The 21894-nt window shown below is 36.1% G+C and carries 17 protein-coding genes; 6 read left to right on the top strand and 11 right to left on the bottom strand.

The genetic code is table 11. The annotated features are described in order from the left end of the window. Positions 1–31 precede the first annotated feature (31 nt). A complete protein-coding gene (locus PEDSA_RS13495; protein WP_013633707.1) occupies positions 32–658 on the top strand; it encodes an OmpW family outer membrane protein in 627 nt (208 codons plus the stop codon). Between the two features lie 73 nt (positions 659–731). On the opposite strand, the gene PEDSA_RS13490 is transcribed toward PEDSA_RS13495, so the two are convergent. Continuing rightward, positions 732–1331, bottom strand: coding sequence for a TetR/AcrR family transcriptional regulator (locus PEDSA_RS13490; RefSeq protein WP_013633706.1), 600 nt, complete (start codon positions 1329–1331; stop codon positions 732–734). Between the two features lie 281 nt (positions 1332–1612). Here PEDSA_RS13490 and PEDSA_RS13485 point away from each other — a divergent pair, with 281 nt between their 5' ends. Then, positions 1613–2215: an outer membrane beta-barrel protein gene (locus PEDSA_RS13485; RefSeq protein WP_013633704.1), complete on the top strand. Its 603-nt coding sequence runs from the start codon at positions 1613–1615 to the stop codon at positions 2213–2215. A 61-nt stretch (positions 2216–2276) separates the two neighbouring features. On the opposite strand, the gene PEDSA_RS13480 is transcribed toward PEDSA_RS13485, so the two are convergent. Continuing rightward, positions 2277–2999, bottom strand: coding sequence for an SDR family NAD(P)-dependent oxidoreductase (locus tag PEDSA_RS13480; protein WP_013633703.1), 723 nt, complete (start codon positions 2997–2999; stop codon positions 2277–2279). Positions 3000–3210: 211 nt separating this feature from the next. On the opposite strand from PEDSA_RS13480, the gene PEDSA_RS13475 reads away from it, so the two are divergent. Further along, complete coding sequence (locus PEDSA_RS13475; protein WP_041537464.1) at positions 3211–4095, top strand: aldo/keto reductase; 885 nt, start codon at positions 3211–3213, stop codon at positions 4093–4095. Between the two features lie 57 nt (positions 4096–4152). Here PEDSA_RS13475 and PEDSA_RS13470 read toward each other — a convergent pair whose 3' ends face one another. The 5 genes from PEDSA_RS13470 to secA all read right to left on the bottom strand — a co-directional run bounded on the left by PEDSA_RS13470 (position 4153) and on the right by secA (position 12693). After that, entirely contained in the window at positions 4153–6591 is a 2439-nt protein-coding gene (locus PEDSA_RS13470) for an outer membrane beta-barrel protein (RefSeq protein WP_013633701.1), read from the bottom strand. A 71-nt stretch (positions 6592–6662) separates the two neighbouring features. Continuing rightward, complete coding sequence (locus tag PEDSA_RS13465; protein WP_013633700.1) at positions 6663–7610, bottom strand: hypothetical protein; 948 nt, start codon at positions 7608–7610, stop codon at positions 6663–6665. Between the two features lie 184 nt (positions 7611–7794). Beyond that, complete coding sequence (locus PEDSA_RS13460; protein ID WP_013633699.1) at positions 7795–8979, bottom strand: M20 metallopeptidase family protein; 1185 nt, start codon at positions 8977–8979, stop codon at positions 7795–7797. After that, positions 8979–9404: an SPOR domain-containing protein gene (locus PEDSA_RS13455; protein ID WP_013633698.1), complete on the bottom strand. Its 426-nt coding sequence runs from the start codon at positions 9402–9404 to the stop codon at positions 8979–8981. The genes PEDSA_RS13460 and PEDSA_RS13455 overlap by 1 nt, the downstream gene beginning before the upstream one ends. Next, positions 9397–12693, bottom strand: a complete 3297-nt coding sequence (gene secA, locus PEDSA_RS13450) for a preprotein translocase subunit SecA (protein WP_013633697.1) — start codon at positions 12691–12693, stop codon at positions 9397–9399. The genes PEDSA_RS13455 and secA overlap by 8 nt, the downstream gene beginning before the upstream one ends. 212 nt (positions 12694–12905) lie before the next feature. Here secA and PEDSA_RS13445 point away from each other — a divergent pair, with 212 nt between their 5' ends. Genes PEDSA_RS13445 through PEDSA_RS13435 form a run of 3 tightly spaced genes read left to right on the top strand, consistent with a single transcriptional unit; the run spans position 12906 to position 14623 of the window. Next, positions 12906–13127 carry a hypothetical protein gene (locus tag PEDSA_RS13445; RefSeq protein ID WP_013633696.1) on the top strand — a complete coding sequence of 74 codons (222 nt, stop codon included), beginning with the start codon at positions 12906–12908 and terminating at the stop codon, positions 13125–13127. Next, positions 13124–13615, top strand: a complete 492-nt coding sequence (locus PEDSA_RS13440; protein WP_013633695.1) for a Spy/CpxP family protein refolding chaperone — start codon at positions 13124–13126, stop codon at positions 13613–13615. Before PEDSA_RS13445 ends, PEDSA_RS13440 begins: the two co-directional genes overlap by 4 nt. A 51-nt stretch (positions 13616–13666) precedes the next feature. After that, complete coding sequence (locus PEDSA_RS13435; protein ID WP_013633694.1) at positions 13667–14623, top strand: acetyl-CoA carboxylase carboxyltransferase subunit alpha; 957 nt, start codon at positions 13667–13669, stop codon at positions 14621–14623. 75 nt (positions 14624–14698) lie between these two features. Here PEDSA_RS13435 and PEDSA_RS13430 read toward each other — a convergent pair whose 3' ends face one another. The 4 genes from PEDSA_RS13430 to PEDSA_RS13415 all read right to left on the bottom strand — a co-directional run bounded on the left by PEDSA_RS13430 (position 14699) and on the right by PEDSA_RS13415 (position 21820). Beyond that, a complete protein-coding gene (locus PEDSA_RS13430) occupies positions 14699–16420 on the bottom strand; it encodes a RagB/SusD family nutrient uptake outer membrane protein (protein WP_041537463.1) in 1722 nt (573 codons plus the stop codon). An 11-nt stretch (positions 16421–16431) separates the two neighbouring features. After that, positions 16432–19980, bottom strand: a complete 3549-nt coding sequence (locus PEDSA_RS13425; protein WP_013633692.1) for a TonB-dependent receptor — start codon at positions 19978–19980, stop codon at positions 16432–16434. A 103-nt stretch (positions 19981–20083) separates the two neighbouring features. Then, complete coding sequence (locus PEDSA_RS19655; RefSeq protein ID WP_013633691.1) at positions 20084–21103, bottom strand: FecR family protein; 1020 nt, start codon at positions 21101–21103, stop codon at positions 20084–20086. Between the two features lie 123 nt (positions 21104–21226). Then, entirely contained in the window at positions 21227–21820 is a 594-nt protein-coding gene (locus tag PEDSA_RS13415) for an RNA polymerase sigma-70 factor (RefSeq protein ID WP_013633690.1), read from the bottom strand. Positions 21821–21894 lie beyond the last annotated feature (74 nt).

The following is a 21894-nucleotide window of genomic DNA, read 5'->3' as shown; positions in this document are numbered from 1 at the left end:
ATTTTTGCGCCAAATTTTAAAATAAACTATTATGAAAAGATTATTTATTGCATTATTTGCTATTTCAGGTTTAGCTTTAACAGCTAACGCTCAGGAGTTTGGTTTCAAACAAGGAAACGGGTTTGTAGAAGGAAACGTTGGTTTTCATTCATCTAATGATAAAAACACTGATACTAAAGTAAATGAATTTGAGATCACTCCAAAAGTAGGATATTTCTTAACTGATAAAGTTGCAATTGGTATTCAATTAGGTGTAAGTACGTCAAAAAATGAAAACAGTACAACAGGTTACGAGAAAAAAGTAAATGATTTAGGAGCTGGAGTTTTTGGTCGTTATTATTTCTTAGAACTAGGTAAACGTTTTAAAACTTATACTGAAGTTGGTGTAGGTTATGCTACAAGTAAAACTGAGACAAGACCTACAACTGCAGCCAATACAAATACTGTTAAATCAAAAGTTTTAGGTATTGGAGCTGGAGTTGGTGCAAACTACTTTTTAACAGAAAAAATAGCACTTAATTTTGCTTTAGCAAATGTTATTGGTTTTACAAGCGAGAAACCTGATGGACAAAAGGCTCAAACTAATTTTGGTTTAAGCGCAGGTTCGATAAACAACATCTTTGACGCTGCTCAATTTGGCCTTGTTTTCAAATTCTAATAATAGAAAAGAGAATAAAAAGAGAGCCTGTTCAGATTCTGAACAGGCTCTCTTTTTTATGGATTTTGTTAAGTTATGCGTTGATCCCGCCAATTATAAGATCGACCAACTTACTACAGGATTCATGAGACTCTATTATACATAGAGAAGACTGCGTAGGAGTTTCCAGCCCCACGAAAGCCGCATTAATCCAGTTGGCAAAGAAAGATATTTCATCATCGGTCATAGGTTTAAAATCACCCAACTGGACACCGCTCTTTACAATTTCCTTTATAAAATCGATATGCACTTCAGTAAATTCGTTTTTTAGACGGAATATCTCTCTTAAATGGTCGAATATTTCATCAGAAATAACCTTGCTTAAATTGTTGTATTCTTCCCTTAATTTCAACCGGGACGTCAGGTAAGCCTGAAGTTTAGCTTTAGAAGTATTTTCCTGATTTACGGCCAGACGGATTTTCTTTACCGCATTATTAAATTCCTCTTTTACGACTGCCTCAAAAAGTTCATTTTTCCCGGGATAATAGTAATACAAAGTACTCTTGCCTTTTCCAACATGCCTGGCTACATCTTCCATGGTGGTTTTTTTGAGGCCATATTTAGAAAACAGCAGTTTAGCCGCTTTCAATATTTCCTGATTAAAACCATCGTCTTTAGAAAAAGTATTAGCCATATTTTATTTGTTTTTGATGTTTCGTTCTTAATATACGTTTTTTTATCAGGTTCAATTGCAATTCAGTAAAGTATCTGTTGACGATTATTGTGCCAGCCTTGTCATTATTTCGTAAAACATAAGTCAACTTACGGTCATTCATCTTGTCTATCAGTTAATTACAAAAGCACATTTGTTTAAGCAGTCTAAAATGTTTGGAGTATATTGATTATTGGACTAATTTTGTCAGAAAGTCGAAAGGCTTATAATTGAAAATAGGATTAACATTTAAAATTAAAAACATGAAAAAATTAATTTTATCAATCGCAGTATTAAGTGGCTTAGCTTTTACAACACAAGCTCAAACAGAAAAAGGAAATGTTATTTTAGGTGGTAGTGTAGGCTTCAACACCAGCAAAGCCGAAGGAGCATCTAAATCTGATGTAAACTTTAATATCGTTCCAAGTGTAGGTTATTTTTTAAATGACAATTTCGCTATTGGTACAGGAGTTGGTTACCAATACGATAAATCTGTAAGTACAAAAAGACAAAATGAAGCATTTGTAGTAGCTCCTTTCGGTCGTTATTACGTTGGTTTATCGAACCAGTTTAAATTTTACGGTCAATTATCTGTTCCAATGGAGTTTGGTACAGATAAAAGTATAGACAACAACGGAGATACAGGCGCAAAAATTGGTACTACAACAGATATCGGTGTTAATCTTGCTCCTGGATTTGCTTTCTATCCAACAAAAAGAATAGGAATCGAATTATCTGTTAAAGGTTTAGGTTACGAACATACTCAATTCAAAGACGAAGCGACAGGTGCAAAAGCCAAAAACAATGCATTTGGCTTAAATGCTGATACATTCGCTCCAAGAATTGGCGTTCAGTTCCACTTCTAAAATTTTTACTACATATGTAAGGAAGGCCACAGATAAAATTAGCTGTGGCTTTCTTCTTTTTCTAAGCCTTAAAAGAATAACCACCGTCTATTTGTAAAATAGAGCCATTCAGGTAGCCGTTTTCAATAATATGCATGGCCAGTTTTGCAACTTCTTCCGGTTCGCCAAATCGTTTTAAGGCAATTCCAGGTTTAATAGCTTCTCTCACTTCGTGTTTCTTTGCCTTCTGCCAGTCTGTATCTATATAGCCTGGATTAATACAGTTAATGCGTACTCCCAAAGGCTCAAGTATTTTAACCATATTTTTTGTTAATGCATTTATCCCAGCTTTAGACACACCATAAGGAATAGATGTCGCATGTGGATATACCGCCAGCATAGACCCGATAAGAATAATATTCCCGTTGTTTACTAAAAGGTCTTTAGAATGGTTTAAGAAGAGTGTAGGAAATAATAAATTACAATTGAAAACATTTAATATATTTTCGTCCTGAGCTTCGAAAAAAGGAGAGCGATCTGTAATTCCCGCATTCAATACTATAATTTCATATGAATGAGATATTTGCTTAAGTTGATCGATTAGTGAAGGTATTTCCCGAAGATTGCTATTATCATATTGAATAGCAAAGAAGTCCTTATCTTCAGTATATTTTTTGTCAATACGGTCTGTGAAAGTTTTACTGTTAACGTAGTTAAAAACTACTTTATAGCCTTTTTCCAATAAAGCCAACCCAATAGAAAAACCAATACCTCTGGACGAACCAGTAACAAATGCGTATTTCATAACATCAAATTAGTCTACAAAGTTAAAAAGATAGCTGCTTATTATGTTTTTAGAGTATGTTTAAATTTGTATCATAAAGTTTCTATAAGCTTTCTGTACAGATACACTGTTTTTTTAATCGGTAGTCGATTAAATGATTGCGAAAACTTTCTCTATGGTGATAGGTAAAGCAATTTATTTTTTTATAATTGTAAGGAATAAATATTTTGCAATGGAAAAGATATATTTAAGTGATGCCGGACCAAAAGTGTCGCCAGCTATTTATGGTTTTTACAGATGGAATGAAGTAGGAAGCGAAACATCTGCAGAGATGGAAAAAATAGTAAACCTATGTTTGGATTTAGGAATCAATACATTCGACCACGCAGATATTTATGGCGATTATGGAGTTGAAGAACTCTTTGGGGATTTGATTGCTAAAAAATCTTTCAAGAGAGAAGATATCGTCTTATTTACCAAATGCGGATTAAGAACACCGAGTACAAAGCATCCGGAAGTAAGATTAGATCATCTTGATACTTCAGCAAAACACATTATAGATTCTGTAGAAAACTCTTTAAAAAAGCTAAAAACAGATTATATCGATATCTTTTTATTGAATCATTTAGATCCGATAGCCAATCTGGAGGAAACTGCAAGTGCATTATTGAAGTTAAAGACATCTGGAAAAGTTAAGAATATTGGTATTACCAATTTTTCGGTTTTCGAACACCAGTTATTAGCTTCTTACCTGAATATCCCTATTGTAACAAATCATATAGAATTGAATTTGCTGAATACGACTGCTTTAGATAGCGGACAAATCGATTATATCAAACAAAGATATATGAGGCCTTTAGCGTCAGCTCCGCTTGCAGAAGGAAGAATAGCGAATGGTACAGATGCTTTGGCAACAAAAGTTAGAGCAAAATTAGAGAAGATAGCTCCAAAATATAATGTAGATATCGAATCTTTGGCCGTGGCTTGGTTAGTAAAATTAGGCGCTTTACCTTTGATTGGTACCAAGAACGAACAAAGAATAAGAAACATTGTTGCGTCTTTTTCTATTGATTTGGATAGGCAGGATTGGTACGAACTTTATCAGGCAGGTAAATAATATTATAAGGCTAAAAAAGAATAGCGGGTATTCATTTTATGGATACCCGCTATTCTTTTACAATCTATTTTGCTCTTCTTCGGATCCCGATGTTCTCCTTCGGGCTGGTTTGATGTCGTTTTTACCAAATTTATAGCTCACGCTAAATCTGAATAGTCTTGTAGCATGTTTTTGAGTTAAATTATAATCCAAACCAGATATCAAACTACTAATCCTTTGTTCGAATGTATTAAAGATATCGCTAACAGCAACTTTGGTATTCAGTTTATTTTTCAAAAAGTTTTTAGACAACCCGGCATTTAAACTATACTGCGGGCGAATTTTTAAAGTTCCGTACTCCAGGGCCGAAACATAATAGCCGCCCAGTTCTGCACTCATACTCTTGCTTATAGTGAATGCATGCTGCATATTATATTGCACAGCAAAATTTCCAGACCTGAAGTTTTGTCCATTTAAGTCTGCCGACTTGTAGTCAAAGTGAAATGCATTAACATTATTGGTCATATTCCACCATGGAAAGAGCTGAAAGGGGGCATAAATGTTTATATAATATTGATTTTGAGTATCCAGATTTTTAGCGGTCTGGTATAAAGCATTGTTTGTTGTATCAGGCAATATAACAGCATTGTCAATCAAGTCATGAACCAAAGAATAGCCCATAGATACAATGTACTTGCCTTTTAAAGTATGGTTTAGTTCGAATTTGTCTGTATACTGAGGATTTAAAAACGGATTTCCCTTGTTATAAGTGTATTCATCCAAATAATAGATAAATGGATTTAATGAGGTGTACCTTGGTCTGTCAATCCTTCTGCTATAAGAAAATGATAATTCGTAACTTTTAGTTATAGGTTTAGTTACAAAAAACGTAGGAAAGAAATCAAGATAATCACGTTTTACAACATTGTTATTCTCCAGTAAATGTCCTTTAGTGTTTGATTGTTCTGCTCTTAAACCCGCGTTGAAACTGAAATCTTTAAATGTTTTATGCAACGAAAAGTAAAGTGCGTTTACATTTTCATCATAAATGAAATGGTTGCTTCTTCCCGGGCCGTTTACCCATTCATCATTTTGTTTTGTTAAATATTTAAAGTTATTATCACTCTTTACCCAGCTGCTCTTATAACCCATTTCCAATTTATAGCCATTTTTAAAAGGCTTTACATAATCAATTTTTATAGAGGTAATATCTATATCGCTTGGACTGTTGTTATTGAATAAAAAGGGAGTATTTAAAAGATTACCAGATAAATCATAATAAGAGTTATCGTATTGCGCATTCTCCTTTTTATGATAATTCGAATAGTCAAAATCTGTGCTTAGTTCTTGCCCGCTACTGTCTATCTTGATTTTATAATTGAGATTATATGCCGTATTTCTGTTCCTGTTTTCAGATAAGCTATAAGCTTTCAATAAGCTATCTGCCTGTGTAAAGGATTTTCCTATAGCAGTTTGACTGTGCGAATCTTCTTTATCATCGTTATTGTAATTATTGATAAAGAAACCCAATGTTTGATTTTTATTGATAAAAAAGTCCGATCCGATTTTGAAAGAATAGTAATTGCCATGCGATTCGTTTCCGGATTGTTGCGAGAAATAAACATTTTCACCAGGTCTAGATGCAACTCTGTCTATATCAAGGCGATTCAAATTCGCATTTCTGGAATAGTTGAAATTTCCAAAAAGGTTCAATCTTTCAGTCCTGTGGTTCAAATTCAAACCAGTATTGGCTCTTGTAATTTTGGCCAGGCTTATGCTGGAATTTACCGAGCCATTTGTACCATACATTTTCCCTTTTTTAGTGACAATGTTGATTATACCGGCATTACCTTCAGCCTCATATTTAGCGGAGGGATTGGTAATAATTTCTATTGTCTGAATTTCAGAGCTTTGCATAGACTTTAAAAGTGTTGCCAGATCTGAATTAGACATATAAGTCTGTTTTCCATCTAACATCACCAGAACGCCGCTTTTACCTTGTAATGAAATATTGTCGTTCTGATCAAGAGATACGCCCGGAGAACGCTGTAAAACCTCCAATGCAGTAGATCCTGTAGAAAGGCTGCTACTTTCCACGTTTACTACAAGTTTGTCTGCCTTACGTTCTACAAAAGGCTTTTTTGCAACAACGACTATCTCATTTAAATTTATTTTTTTACCGTCCGGTTGTAGTGTCAAATCAATCTTGGCGGTTTGTTGGTCACTATTTAAAACAAATTCTTTTGAAACGTGATTTTTGTAGCCAAATAAAGAAGCTTTGAGAATATATCTTCCGAAAGGAATATTAGAAATAGAATAAACGCCGTGTTCGTTCGCCAAAGTGCCTTTTACAGTAGACGAATCTTGTGTTGAAATTACAGAAATGGTAGCAAAATCTAAAAGTGTGCCTTTTTCATCCTGTATTTTTCCTGATACCAATGTGCTTTGTGCAAAAATACAGTGGCTGACAGCTGTCAAAACTATAGTGGGAATCAGCTTTAAAAAATTCGATCTCATGCGTCTTGTTATTCTTTTTGTTGATAAGACGAAGGCAGCAAAGATTAGTTACAAAGAATTTTAAAATGCGCTTATTTGTCGGTATAATTTCTATGAGTTATCAAAAAGCTTGCCCTTTCCTCACTTTTGAAAGGAATATCCCAATTACCCTGATAACTGATTTTTGTAGGAAGCAGTTCATCCATAAAATAAGACATTTCGATATTCATTTGTATATCAAAACTAAATGCCAGATTGCTTAGTTTCATATCGATATATCTACCCAAAATCTGGAAGTTTCGTTTGTCAAAGATGGTAGTTAGCTCTTTAATCATCAGGCCATCCTTTGTCCAGTTTGATAAACCATCTTTCATGGTTACCTTAAATCTATAAACAGGAATAGAATCCAGATAAGTACCCGAATAAAATGTATAATCATAATACTGGCGCATATTGGCCGAGAAAATTTCCGTTTTGTTGGATATTATCGGAACACCTTTTACAGGTCTTCCCGGGCTAAAAATCAAGGTTTTCAGTTTGTCTTTGTAAGATTCGTTTTTTTCCTGTCCTTTATGGGCAACCGATGTATTGGGAGAATAATAAGACTTGTAAGAATTGGCGAAAATATAATCGAATAGCTCTATCGTCTTCAATTTATATTTTCCGTTCCTTTTATGGAGATTACCTTCGCTTTTATCAACCAGATAAGTGATTTTCTGGGCAGACTTATTTGGGTTGTGAATGAATCTCCTGTAGATACTACCGTCTACCTTATTCTTTTTATTATAGCTAAAAATGCTGTTTTCGGCCATGAATTTATATTTTTTCATTGCCCGAAAAGCTTCATAAAAGCTGGTGTCTGTAATAATCCGTTGAATAAAATCTTCTTGATTCAAACCTGCTTTTGCAGTTTTTATAACGACAACACTATCTATAACAACACTCAGAACCGTATCCGGATTGAAACGTGGGATAGCCTGCCCAAAAGAAAACTGTCCGGAAAATATCAATATGGAAAGCAGGGTAATGAAACGTTTCATAGCTATAAATATCAAAATAAAAAAAAGAGAAAAAGTCAGAAGCGAATCTGGTACAATAGGCGTATCAATAAACTCCCCTAGGCCATTCGCACAAGACTTCAACTAAGTTACTCTAAGCCTGTAATAAATGGCTCAACAGACACACACTAATGAGTTGATTCAACTACTGACCCAATATCCCTCTTTAAAAACCTAATTCCTTTATAGCAGAATAAGCCATTAAACCGGTGCTGATTTTCAGTGCGTTTTCGTCTATATCAAAAGTTGGTGTATGTACAGAAGATGTTATTCCTCGCTCTTTGTTACCCGTTCCTAATCTATAAAAACAAGCGTCTGAAACCTGAGAGTAATAGGCGAAATCCTCTGCAGCCATCCAGATATCCAAATCAATTACATTTTCTGCACCCAGATAATCAACAAGATTTTGCTTAACCCGAGCCGTTAATTTTTCCTCGTTAACTAAGAAAGGGTAACCATTCACTATTTTGAATTCACATGATCCTCCCATGCCCTCGGCAATAGATTCGGCCATTTTTTTCATCTTGATATGGGCAGATTTCCGCCACTCTTCATCTAATGTCCTGAAAGTCCCGTGTATGACAACTTCATTTGGAATAACATTAGTGGCACCATCAGCAATAACCTTTCCGAAAGATAAGACAGAAGGGATTCTGGGATCTGCATTTCTGCTTACAATCTGTTGTAATGCGGTTAAAGTATGGGCCATAATCAAAACAGGATCTATATTTTCTTGAGGTTGTGCCCCATGCCCACCTTTTCCTTTTATGGTAATATATAATTCATCAGACGAAGCCATGTACTTACCCGGTCTGATACCAACTTTACCAGTCTCAATCAGAGGCATTACGTGTTGTCCCAAAACAGCTTGAGGTTTTGGATTTTCCAATGCGCCGTCCTTAATCATGATACTGGCTCCGCCAGGAAGTACTTCCTCTGCCGGTTGAAACATCAATTTGATAGTTCCACCAAATTCGTTTTTCAATTTTGATAATATAGCAGCCGTCCCCAGTAACGATGAAGTATGGACATCGTGCCCACAAGCATGCATTACACCTTCATTTTTTGATTTATATACCACATCATTTGTCTCGAATATAGGAAGGGCATCCATATCCGCTCTTAACGCAATCACCTTGTCCGAAGGTAAACCTCCCTTAATAATTCCTAAAACTCCGGTATTTGCAATCTCAGTGAAAGAAATTCCAAGAGCTGTTAATTGTTCCTTCACAAACTTCGATGTCTCGTATTCGTGAAAAGAAAGCTCTGGATTAGCATGCAAATGTCTCCTTTTGGAGATAACATCTTCGTGGATTTCGGAAGCTAAGGTTTTAATTTTTTCTATTAACATTATTGGTCGACTTTTTCGGGGTTGATACGTTCTCTAAAAATAAAAAGGGTACGGAAGATGGGACGCAATGAACTCATGAGCTGTTGAGCCTCCATCCTTGAGCGGAAATCACCAACTTTAACCCGGTAGTTAGGTTGTGTGTAAGAGATGTAAGTATTATGTTCCGGGTAAAGCGTTTTAAACTTTGCCTGAACATCATAGGCTTCTTTTCTGTTTGGTCCAAAGAAAATTTGAACCCTGTAGCCTGTAAGAACCAAAGGCGTACCACTTTGCGATACACCTTTGTTTAATTCAATTCTTCTTTTAATTAAGCTATCTATAAGCGGGTCTTTTACTTCCTGTACCGAGCCAGTCTCCTGGGCTTTGCCAGCCTGACTTAGCAGAAGAAAAAGAACCGCTATAATGATATTTTTTGTTTTAAGCATTTGCGCCGTGACAACTTTTATATTTTTTACCACTTCCACAAGGACAAGGGTCATTTCTACCTATTTTCTCTTCCTGACGAACGATAGGTTGAGATTTTGGTAATTCTCTGGTATCGTCCATTCCAGGCTGTTCTGATCCAACTTCTGTTCTGGAACTTGTTAACTTGCTCAAATCTATAGACGGCTGTGGTCTGGCTTCCTGAACCGGAGCTTCCTGAACCGGAATTCCTCCTTTGAACAAGAAACTTACCACTTCTTTGTTTACAGACGCCAACATGGTTTTGAACAGGTTGAAAGCCTCCATTTTATAAATAATCAATGGATCCTTTTGTTCATAAACAGCATTTTGTACAGACTGTTTTAAATCATCCATTTCACGTAAATGCTCTTTCCAGGTATCATCTATTAAAGCAAGTACAATATTCTTTTCGAATGATTTGATAACTTCTCTTCCGTTAGATTCAACAGATTTTTTAAGAGGAGCAGAAATTTGTATCGCTCTTACACCGTCTGTAAACGGAATTATAATGTTTTCTATGCTCGCACCTCTGGTAATAAGAATCTCTTTTAACACAGGTAAAGCCTGCTGACTGATGGCTTCGGATTTTCTACTATAGTATTCAGATGCTTCATCGAATACCTTATTTACCAGTTTATCAATATTAGAATTAGAGAATTCCTGTTCTGTAATTTGCGTATCGATAGAGAATATTCTGATCAGCTCAAGCTTAAAGCCTTCGTAATTATTGGAATCCTTGTATTCTGCAACGATATCATCGATAACATCAATAATCATGTTTTCAATATCCACATCTAAACGTTCTCCAAACAATGCGTTTTTACGTTTGGTATAGATTACGGTACGCTGAGAGTTCATAACATCGTCATACTCCAACAAACGTTTACGAATGCCAAAGTTGTTTTCCTCTACTTTTTTCTGCGCTCTTTCAATAGAATTGGTAATCATAGAGTGTTGGATAACCTCACCCTCTTCGATTCCCATTTTAACCATTAAGTTTGAGATTCTTTCCGAACCAAACAAACGCATCAGGTTATCTTCCAATGACACAAAGAATTGAGAAGAACCCGGATCTCCCTGACGGCCTGAACGACCACGTAACTGTCTGTCTACACGACGGGATTCGTGTCTTTCCGTACCAATAATAGCTAAACCACCAGCTTCCTTCACGCCTTCGCCCAATTTAATGTCGGTACCACGACCGGCCATATTGGTAGCAATGGTTACGGTTCCTGCTTTACCAGCTTCAGCAACAATGTCTGCCTCTTTCTGGTGTAATTTCGCATTCAATACCTGATGTTTGATTCCGCGAAGTTTAAGCATACGGCTTAATAATTCTGAAATCTCAACTGATGTTGTACCTACAAGAACCGGACGGCCAGCATTAGATAATTCAACAATTTCGTCTACTACAGCATTGTATTTCTCACGCATTGTACGGTATACCTTGTCTTGCATATCCTTACGGGCAATTGGTCTGTGCGGAGGAATTTCAACAACATCCAATTTATAGATTTGCCATAACTCACCAGCTTCAGTAACCGCAGTACCGGTCATACCAGCTAGTTTGTGGTACATTCTAAAGTAGTTCTGAAGCGTGATAGTAGCATAAGTCTGCGTAGCATCCTCGATTTTTACATTTTCTTTAGCTTCAATAGCCTGATGTAAACCGTCTGAATAGCGACGGCCATCCATAATACGACCAGTTTGCTCATCAACGATTTTAATCTTTCCATCGTCGATAATATATTCCGTATCTTTTTCGAATAAAGTGTAGGCTTTCAAGAGTTGATTTACCGAGTGGATACGTTCTGCTTTAATTGAGTAATCTCTCAATAATTCATCTTTTTGATGTGCTTTCTCTTCAGGAGAAGCAGCAGATTTTTCAATTTCTGCAATCTCGGTACCTACATCTGGTAAAATAAAGAAATGCGGATCTTCACCAGAAGCGGTAATCAATTCAATACCCTTTTCGGTTAATTCAACCTGATTTTGTTTTTCATCGATGATAAAATAAAGTTCTGCATCCACACGGTGCATCTCTTTATTCTGATCCTGCATAAAATAATTCTCGGTTTTAGTAAGTATCTGACGAATTCCAGATTCACTTAAAAACTTGATCAAGGCTTTGCTTTTTGGTAAACCGCGATGTGCTCTCAATAAAGCCATTCCACCATCATCTACACCAGATTTACCTTCATTTATTTGTTTCTTAGCTTCGTTTAAAACACCATTAATAAAATTCTTTTGTGCATTTACCAGACGTTCGATTCTCGGTTTTAAATCATAGAATTCGTGTTCATCTCCGCGAGGAATAGGACCGGAGATAATTAAAGGTGTACGGGCATCGTCAATTAAAACCGAGTCAACCTCATCCACTATAGCGAAATGTAATTTACCTTGTACCAGTTCTTCAGGTGTACGTGTCATATTGTCACGCAAGTAGTCGAAACCAAATTCATTATTCGTTCCGTAAACAATATCCGATTGGTAAGCTCTTCTTCTGTCAATAGAGTTTGGATAATGTTTATCAATACAATCTACAGACAAACCATGGAATTCGAAAACTGGTCCATTCCATTCAGAGTCACGACGAGCCAGGTAATCATTCACCGTAACTACGTGAACACCCATTCCGGCCAGTGCATTCAAGTAAATTGGTAAAGTTCCTACTAAGGTTTTACCTTCACCCGTACCCATTTCGGCAATTTTACCCTGATGAAGTACAATACCACCAATCAGCTGAACATCATAGTGGATCATGTTCCACTTAACCTCATTTCCGGCAGCCAACCACGAATTGTGGTGAATAGCTTTGTCACCGTCTATAATAACGTTACCTTTTTTCGCAGCTAATTCTCTGTCGAAATCTGTAGCGGTAACTTCTATCGTTTCATTTTCTGTAAATCTTCTTGCAGTTTCTTTCATTACAGCGAAAGCCTCTGGAAGAATTTCATTAAGCGTAACTTCTAATTGTTTGTTACGTTCTTTTTCCAAACGGTCAATTTCATCATAATAAGCTGTTTTTTCAGCTAAAGGCATTTGTTGGTTTTGCTCAACATTGTTCTTTATTTCGATGATTTTACCATTGATTTCTGACAAACTTTCTTGAATTCTATGTTTGAAGTTTAAGGTTCTTCCTCTTAATTCGTCATGTGAAAGGCTGGAGAGCTTGTCAAACTCTTCATTTATTTTATCAACGATAGGCCTGATTGCTTTGATATCGCGATCAGATTTACTACCGAATATCTTACTAATAAAATTTAACATCTTAGATTAATTTGAAAATACTATCAACTCAACAATTACGCCACGACCTAAAGAAAGTCAAAATGGCATCTTTGCGGGCGTGTAAAATTAATACTTTATTTAAAAGTTTATAATTTAAATAATGTTAAGTATATCAATAATAACGGTTAAATCGTTTTTTTCGATGTATCACAATAGAAATTTTTATATTTCGTAATATAAACAAAACAGAAATGATGAACGGAATCAACATAGTAACAGACGAAAAAGGAAATACCAAAGCTATAATGCTGGATCTTGTTTATTTTAAAAAAGAGCAAATAGATGCAAAAAAGGTGATTGAAGGCCTGTCCGACTTGCAGAAGCTTATCGACGAAAGTGTCGTTACATCAAAAAAAGACAATGATTGGGAGTCTGCAAAATCAAAATTAGAACAACTGAAAAACCTGAAATGAAAATAATCTTATCTACCTTTTTTTGTGCTTTTATGTTCTCTGCAAAAGCGCAGCAAGATTCTATTGAAGTTTCGCCTTTAAAATTTATCGGTGATAAAGAGTATGCTTATTATACAAAAGGGAACGATCCTTCTCTGGTGCTGATAGCGGAATTGAATAATTACCCCTCTCCGCAAAAAGTTCTGGATAAACAAAAGCAACTGAATTTAAGCACCGATCAGAAAATCCAAATTCAAACTATACATACCGAAATGATGCGGAAAATTAAAGAAATGGGCGGCTTTCTGATTACGGAACAGACAAAACTGAATAAGCTTTTCGAAACAAATAAAGTGAATGAGGGTTCTTTAATATATCATACCAATAAAATTGGTGCACTAGAAGGCGAAATGCGCAATGCATATTTAAAAGCGCATTTAAGAACCCGGGGGATTTTAACCGCCCAACAACTTAAAAAATACGATTCTATAAAGAATACAAACAAGTAATTTTAAATTTAGCCAAGTAAACGATAACTTAGCACCCTAAAATTTTTTTATATGAACACATCCTTCGACTTTGAAAAGCCTATTGCAGAATTACAGCAACAGGTTGAAAAAGTGAATCAGATAGCGGAGAAAACCAAAGTGGATATGTCGGCTACACTGAGAGAATTGGAAGAAAAAATAGAAAAAGCAAAGCAAGATGTCTATAACAACCTAACAGGTTGGCAGCAGGTGCAGATATCGAGACATCCGGAAAGACCTTATACTTTACAGTATATCGAGAACATATGTGATGATTTTATCGAGCTTCATGGCGACCGTACCGTAAAAGACGATAAAGCCATTGTAGGCGGCTTTGGTAGTCTTAATGGAGAAACGGTAATGTTTATTGGTCATCAGAAAGGTATAAATACCAAGATGCGCCAGTACAGGAATTTCGGTATGGCTAATCCTGAAGGTTACAGAAAAGCTTTGCGCCTGATGAAACTGGCCGAGAAATTCAACAAACCGGTTGTTACCTTTATTGATACTCCGGGCGCATACCCAGGATTGGAAGCAGAGGAGCGCGGGCAAGGGGAAGCTATTGCGAGAAATTTACTGGAAATGTCTGTACTTAATGTTCCTGTTATTTGCATAATTATTGGAGAGGGAGCTTCTGGTGGTGCATTGGGTATCGGTATTGGAGATAAAGTGTATATGCTGGAACATACCTGGTATTCTGTGATTGCTCCGGAATCTTGTTCTTCTATTCTTTGGAGAACCTGGGATTATAAAGAGAAGGCTGCTGAGGCCTTAAAACTGACCTCTGAAAATATGCTGGCTAATGGTTTAATAGATGGTGTGATTCCAGAGCCTTTGGGCGGAGCACATCAGGATCCGGCGGCGATGTCGCAAACAATTAAAGAAAAACTGATTCAGGATTTAAAAGAGCTGAAATCCAAACAAATAGAAACCCTTATTTCAGAAAGAATTGATAAGTTCTGTAGTATGGGAGTTGTGCTAGAAAATTAATTAACAATTCAGCTTATAAAAAATGCAAACGAGATATCTCGTTTGCATTTTTTATTTATAGACGATTTTAGGGTTCTACCAACCGGGATTTTGCGTAAGCGCGGGATTCAATACTCTTTCACTTACTGGAATAGAATTTAAATAATCCCTATTTAATTTAAAGCCATAGCCACTTGGAATAGTGTTTTTATATGGATCAAGAAATCCTTCATTATCAACCGGTGTAGTATTTGCCGGATGCTGGGAGGCTAAGAATCCTTTAGGTCTTTTTCCAAAAATCAACTCATCTGCCGCTGCCCAGCGTAAAATATCCGGTAGCCTGAAACCTTCTAAAGCCAGCTCAACCCGTCTTTCTCGTCTAATTTCATTAATTATCGGAGAAAGTGTAGGAAAATCCCATTTTGGATCTGTAGTAATATTAGTTAATATTAAATTTGGCATACCAACCCGATCCCGAAGCTTTTTAATAGTCTTATTTATATCCGCTTGATCAATTGTTCCTAACTCAGCTTTTGCCTCTGCATAGTTTAACAAAACTTCTGCGTATCTGTAGAGAATAGAGGGAGTCTCTTCAAACTGCTGAACATGGTAAATCATATTAGGATTATAACCTTTTACAATTAGATACCCGGTTGGCGCATTATAATCTGCAGTACTATTACGTTTGTCGTATACTTCTTTCCAGAACTTATTTGGTGTGCCTGCAGCAATTTTCCAGATATCATCCGGTGAAGCTATGGTTTGGAAAAATCGCGGATCTCGGTTCTGGCCTTCTAACTTTAAGGTGCTGTAGCCCATAAAATTTGCATTTCCGGTAATTGGCTTTCCATCAATGGCTAAATAAGAATCTGCCAGCTGTTTTGTAATTGTATTCCCTGATGGCGTTTCCATCCTAAAGTTTCTATCGTTTACAAATGCCGAACTACCTCTCGATAAATTATTATCGTATTTTTTCCAGAACATTACTTCTTTATTGGTAGAGTAATCTCTAAGAGCGAACAGGTCTTTGTAATCAGTAGAAGGACTGCCTGTTGTGTAAACATCATACAAATTTGAGGTCATAATTTTATCGGCAGCTTCTACAGCTTTATTAAAATATTTAGCTGGCTGGGGGTTTGCAACACCAAAATCGGTACCATTATGGTATTTTTCCCATGTGCCTTCATATAAGGCAACTCTGCTTTGCATTAAAAGGGCCATCCATTTATTTATACGGCCTGCACCTGAGGTTTTATCTGCTGTTAAATATTTAGCTGCCGAGTCTAATTGTGCAATAATATTATCCGCAACAATGTTTCTTGGATCTCTTGGTTTATATAAATCAGGAGATTCAGAACTGAGCTCGGTAGTTATCCATGGAATATCTCCGTAGTCTTGCAAAAGATTAAAGTAGATCACGGCTCTAAAGAAATATGCTTCGCCTAAATATTGTTTGTAAGTATTAAGGGCATGTTTTTCTTCTACTCTTTTATAATTATCAAAAAAGTAGTTGATACTCCTAACACTTGCAAATGGTATAGACCCGGTAGATGAAATCACCCGTGTGCCTTCTAAACGCTGATCAATATTTATTCTGATCTGATTATCACTGTCAAAATCATTCCCGTGATTCGCATATCTGATGAAAATTGTGCTGTTATAAAACTGATTTACGTATGTTTTAAGATGCTCGGGATCTGTAAAAAACGCTGAATCTTCTACTTCATCTAAAGGAGACCTTTGTAAAAAATCTTTTTCGCATCCGGTAAAGACTATACCAAATGCTATGAAACTGATGATTGTTTTTAGAGATTTCATAATATAATTCATTAAAAGGTTAAATTAAACCCCATTATCCAATAACGAGAAACAGGATAAGTTGCCTGAGGAACATTACCCGCATTCTGCGCAAAAACGGTTTCAGGATCATACACTTTTGGAAGACCTGTAAAAGTTAGCAGGTTTTCTCCGGCTACATAAATTCTGGCTTTTTGTAAAAACAGTTTATTGGATAGCTTTTGAGGTATAGTGTACCCTACGCTAATATTTTTTAGTCTTAAATATGCCCCATTTAGAACATATCTCGATTGTACCTGACGATTCTTATTGGTTTGAGTAGTAAAATAAGGTTTGGCAAAATAAGCATCGGTATTCGGCCCTAATATATTCGTTTCATTAGCAGGCCTCCAGTAGTCAAGAGCAGGGGAGTCTTTAAGAATGGTCGATGATCCAAATGCGGTAAGCATACCGTAAAACATGCCAGCATTGATATGTGGGTAATAATCATGTTTACCTAAGCCTTGCCAAAATATATTAAAATCAAAACTTTTCCAGCTAGCTCCCCCTGTAAAACTATAATTATACCTTGGGGAAGTATTACCAATAATGGTTAAGTCTCCATGGTCATCTAATGTTCTTGTTCCATCATTTATGATAGGGTTTCCATTTGTATCCAGGTATCTGTCTCCGTCAAGATTTTTATATTTCATATCACCCGGCCCCCATGTAGGATAAAAGAAACTCTGGTTATACATAGCTTCTCCCTGTGTTTGTATTAGACCATCGGTTATATAACCCCATATTTCGCCAATTTCTTTACCTACATAAAAGTTATCAATAATTCCTTTTTCATTGTTAAATTTTAATACCCTTGTTCTGCTGTCTCCCAAAGTTATTCTGGCATTATATGCAAAATCAGATGAAATACGGTCATTCCAGCTTACCGCAAGTTCAAAACCCTTGGTTGTCAAAGAAGCGTTATTAACATTTGGAGCTAGTGTTCCCAGAAGGTATGGTAAGTCTTTTCCTCTAGTCATCATATCGTCCGTTCTCCTGTTGTACCAATCAAAAGCAAGCCCCAATTTGTTTTTCAAAAATTCTGCATCTAATCCAAGATTTAAGGTAGACACCGTTTCCCAGGTTATCGTAGGGCTAATTATTTTCGGAACGTTTGCGTATGGAGGGCGTTGCCCGTCAATTATCCAGTTCAGTTCTGCAACAGGATCAATCCTTTTTATATATTGAGAATAATCGTAGACATTCTGATTTCCTAAAGAGCCGTATGACCCCCTTAACTTAAGCATATTAACATACGGTTTCACAGGATCCCAAAAGTTTTCTTTAGAAATGTTATATCCAACAGATCCTGAAGGGAAAAAGCCCCATCTCAGATTTTCTGCAAATCTGGAAGAACCGTTATAACGGGCGCTGAATTCTAATAGATATTTTTCTTTAAAATTATAGTTTAAACGGCCAAAAATACCTTCTGTTGCCCAATGCCATAAATCATCTTCAACTGTCTTATTTCCAACTGAAGTGCTTATAGATGGCACCTCGGTAGTAATTAAACCTGACGCTGTTGCATTAAGACTTGAAAATGTTTTTTTATCCTGCTCGTAACCTAATAATCCTTTAAAATAATGATTGTTGACTTGCTTTTCATAAGATGAAACTACGTTAAATAACGTGTAGAGAGGCTGTGAGAAAACCGACTGATAAGTAGCACTTGGCTTACCTATATTGCCAAATGTACCGTTGCCTAGTTCTACCATAACTGGTTTAGGGTTTACCATTTGCCTGTCTGTTTGTACATTATGATTATAAGAGACATTTGTCTTCCATCCTTTTACAGGTTCAAACTCTCCTCCTAGTACTAATAAAAAGTCATTAGTTTCCAGTTTGTCCCTTCCTCCGTCTTCCATCATCCTTATTAAGGGGTTTTGAATAGTACCATTAATATTGTACATAGGTGTCATAGGTGCCCAGGTAAGAAACTCACCGAAAGCATGGTCTCTGCCTACTGTTGTAATACCAAGAGGATAATCGGAATAACCTTTTGCATATTTTAAACTGGTATTTAAACTCAGCCAATTGGTCACTCGGGTAGAAAGGTTAGTTAAGAAATTATATCTTTTATAAAAATCATAACCATAGTTATACATTCCATCCTGGTCTGTAAATCCACCGGCAATATAGAATTGTGTTTTATCTGTACCGCCGGAAACGTTAATGTTATGTTTTTGATTGAAGGTATTATCTTTAAACATTAATCTTGCCCAATCGTAATTGGCATTGCCGTTACGTCTTCCCAAAAAGATACCGGAAATGGGATTGTTTGGGTCATATTCATAAGGATATGTTCCAGCTATATAATCCCTTATCCTGTTCATTTGTTCATCTGAATATATTGGGGTTGCTACTAAAGCATTGGCATTAGCCTGATTATAAGCTGTTGCCCACGTTAAGGCATCTACCTGGCTAAGTGGCCTAACCGGAGAAGCTAATGATAAGGTATTGTTATATTGAACATTAACTTTACCGTCTTTATTCCCTTTTTTGGTAGTAATTAATATAACACCAAAAGGTGCTTTTGAACCATAGATTGCAGATGCCGAAGCGTCTTTTAAAACCGAAACACTTTCAATAGATTCAGGGTCTACATTATTGATATCCATTTCCACACCATCAACCAAAACAAGAGGAGAAGTGCTTACGCCCCTGACACCATCAAGATTAATCGAACCAACACCCCTTATATTAAAGTTGCTAGCGGCACCAGGTTCGCCACCTCTGAAATTCATTGTAATGTTAAGATTCGGGGACGTACCCTTTAATAGGTCAGAAACTTTGGATGCCGGTCTGTTCTCTAGTCGTTCTCCAGAAATCACGTCAACCGCCCCTGTAAGATTAACTTTCTTTTGTGTACCATAGCCAACCACGACTACTTCCTCCAAAGATTTAGAATCATCTGCCAAAATTACATTAATAGTGCTCTGATTATTTACCGGTATTTCCCTGGTGACGTACCCTATATAGGTGAACACCAAAATACCATTGCCATCTGGCAAATTAAGGGAGTAGCGGCCATTTACATCAGTACTTGTAGCGATTTTTGCGCCTTTAAGTTGAACACCTACACCAATTAAAGGTTCTCCCTTACTATCTGCTACCAGACCGCTTACTTTGACCTGAACCATTTCAATGGATGGTTTTAGTGAGGCTGCATCTACAGTTTTGTCAGGGCTTTTACCTAACACAATCCGGTTATCTATTGCCTCATATGAAATTCCATTAATATTCAAAAGCTTATCTAAAACAACACCTAGCTTTTGATCATTAACATTTAGCGAGACCTGTTGGTCTATCTTTATGACATCCTTACTATAAACAAATTTAACTTTTGCATTTTCTTTAAGTGCGTTTAACACAACGCCCAAATTATCGTTAATTGATATAGTTACCTTTCGATCTAATATGGCCTGAGCGCTGGTATCGTTTGCGAAAGTTATCCCTGTAAATAAGAAGGCAATGGCTCCCTGACTAATAGTACTCTTTATAATTCTGGACCATGTCAAACTTTTCTTTAAATACATTTTCATAAATTCATGTGTTTTTTCTGTTAGAATAAGACAATTAAGTTATCAAATCAAGGCTTAATTCTGCTAGGCTGCCCAAGCATTAAAACTTCGGATTTAGTTTGGTTTAATTATTTTCATCAATCATAGGCTTACTGTTTATGGTTTTAATTAAGATTATCTTCCTGCCGTTTATTTCATATTTTAAATCAAGAGATTTCTCCAGCATTTCTAATATTGAGGGTAAACTCTGATCTGTAAAATCTGCTTCGAGGGAAAAGTTCAGAAGATCTTTGTTGGAAGTCGTAATATCAACTCCAAATTTTTCATCCAGGATGGGAAGAACATCTTTTAATGCTCTATTATTAAATGTTAACGTTGCTTTTCGCCACATGCTTAAGTCAGAGTTTCCGCTTTCCCTCCCTTTCTTTAAGACATTATCTGTTTTGGAATAAGTCGCTTTTTGATCGGGGTACAGAATTACACCTGCATCTTCATACTGTTGTTGAAGACGTACCGATACTTTTCCAGTTACTACCGAAACCTCTGCCGGAGTACCCTTTTTTGCTCTTACTAAAAAACTTGTGCCCAATACCCTTGTTACAATATTGTCACTATGAATAATAAAAGGCCTTTTAGCGTCGGGTTTGACTTCAAAAAAAATCTCGCCAGACATGGTAATTTCTCTCTTAGTCAATTTAAATTCCTTTGGATATGTAATTTTGCTATTAGGGTTAAGCCATACCGTACTTCCATCTTCAAGAATCAATTTTTGAATATTTTTTGATTGGTTAAACGCAACAACTTCCTGCATTATAGGCTGTACTTTATGATACCTAAAAAGAAAAATTCCAAGTACTATCAATACAGTTGCAGCTATTGCACGTAGAAAATAAATCCTGTCAGTTGTTCTTTTATTATGATTCAAAGTCTCATCTGGTTGCCGATTGATTAATGAAATGTTATTTTTAATACGCTTTCTTAAGCGCTGCTTTAGTTGCTGCTGCTGTAAATCCGATAGCAGATCAATAGGATTTTGCTCGTTATCAAACGAATTATACCACTCATTTAAATAATGTATTTCCTCTGGGGTACATGCATTATTTAAATATTTAGCAACTAGTTCTTGCAAATCTGTTTTTTGCATAAGGCTTAATGGTCGTATAATTAAAATGCTTTCTTTAGATATAGACAGCTAATACGAGGTTAACCCTTGCTTATTGAAAAAATATTTATGATCCGGATGGTTTTTCCTACCAATTCTCAGAAGTTAATTTTTAATCGATAAGATTATAATGAGCCAGGAGGCTAATTTATTAATACCGTAAATCCTGATCTTTAATTGTCTGATGGCTTTTGTCAGATGCCCTTCGACCGTTTTTTCAGAAATACCAAGTACGGCAGCAATTTCTCGGTTAGTTTTATAATGTTTGCGGCTAAGTTCATAAACAGATCGACATTTTGGTGGAAGATGATTTACTTCTTTCTCGAGAATCTTATTTAAATCATTAATCAAAATTGTCTCTTCTGTTGAATTGTCATAACTATTTGTAGTTTGCTGAGATATCCTATATGATTCCCTAACTCCTTCTTTTTGCATATTATTAAACACCATATAACGAATTGCAGTATGAAGATAAGCAGCTAGTGAAGTATGGATTTTAATGCATTTTCTCTTAGTCCATAAATGGGTAAATAAATCCTGAACCGTTTCTTCTGCTTTTTCATGAGATTTTAACCGCTTATAGGCAGCTGCATATAAAGCAGACCAATATCTGTTAAAAATCTCTTCAAATGCGGCATCACTACCTTCACAAAGCAATACCGCAAGTTTATTGTCCGAAAGCTTCTCGAGATTCCGCATATTATATGCAAATATTTAATGTCGTTTAATCCTGAAAAGACAGGTTAGTTTATAATCAAAAAGATAGAACTAAT

This window comes from Pseudopedobacter saltans DSM 12145 (assembly GCF_000190735.1).
GTDB classification, from domain to species: domain Bacteria; phylum Bacteroidota; class Bacteroidia; order Sphingobacteriales; family Sphingobacteriaceae; genus Pseudopedobacter; species Pseudopedobacter saltans.
The sequence above is the reverse complement of the archived record's forward strand: the minus strand, read 5'-3'. Positions and strand labels throughout refer to the sequence as shown.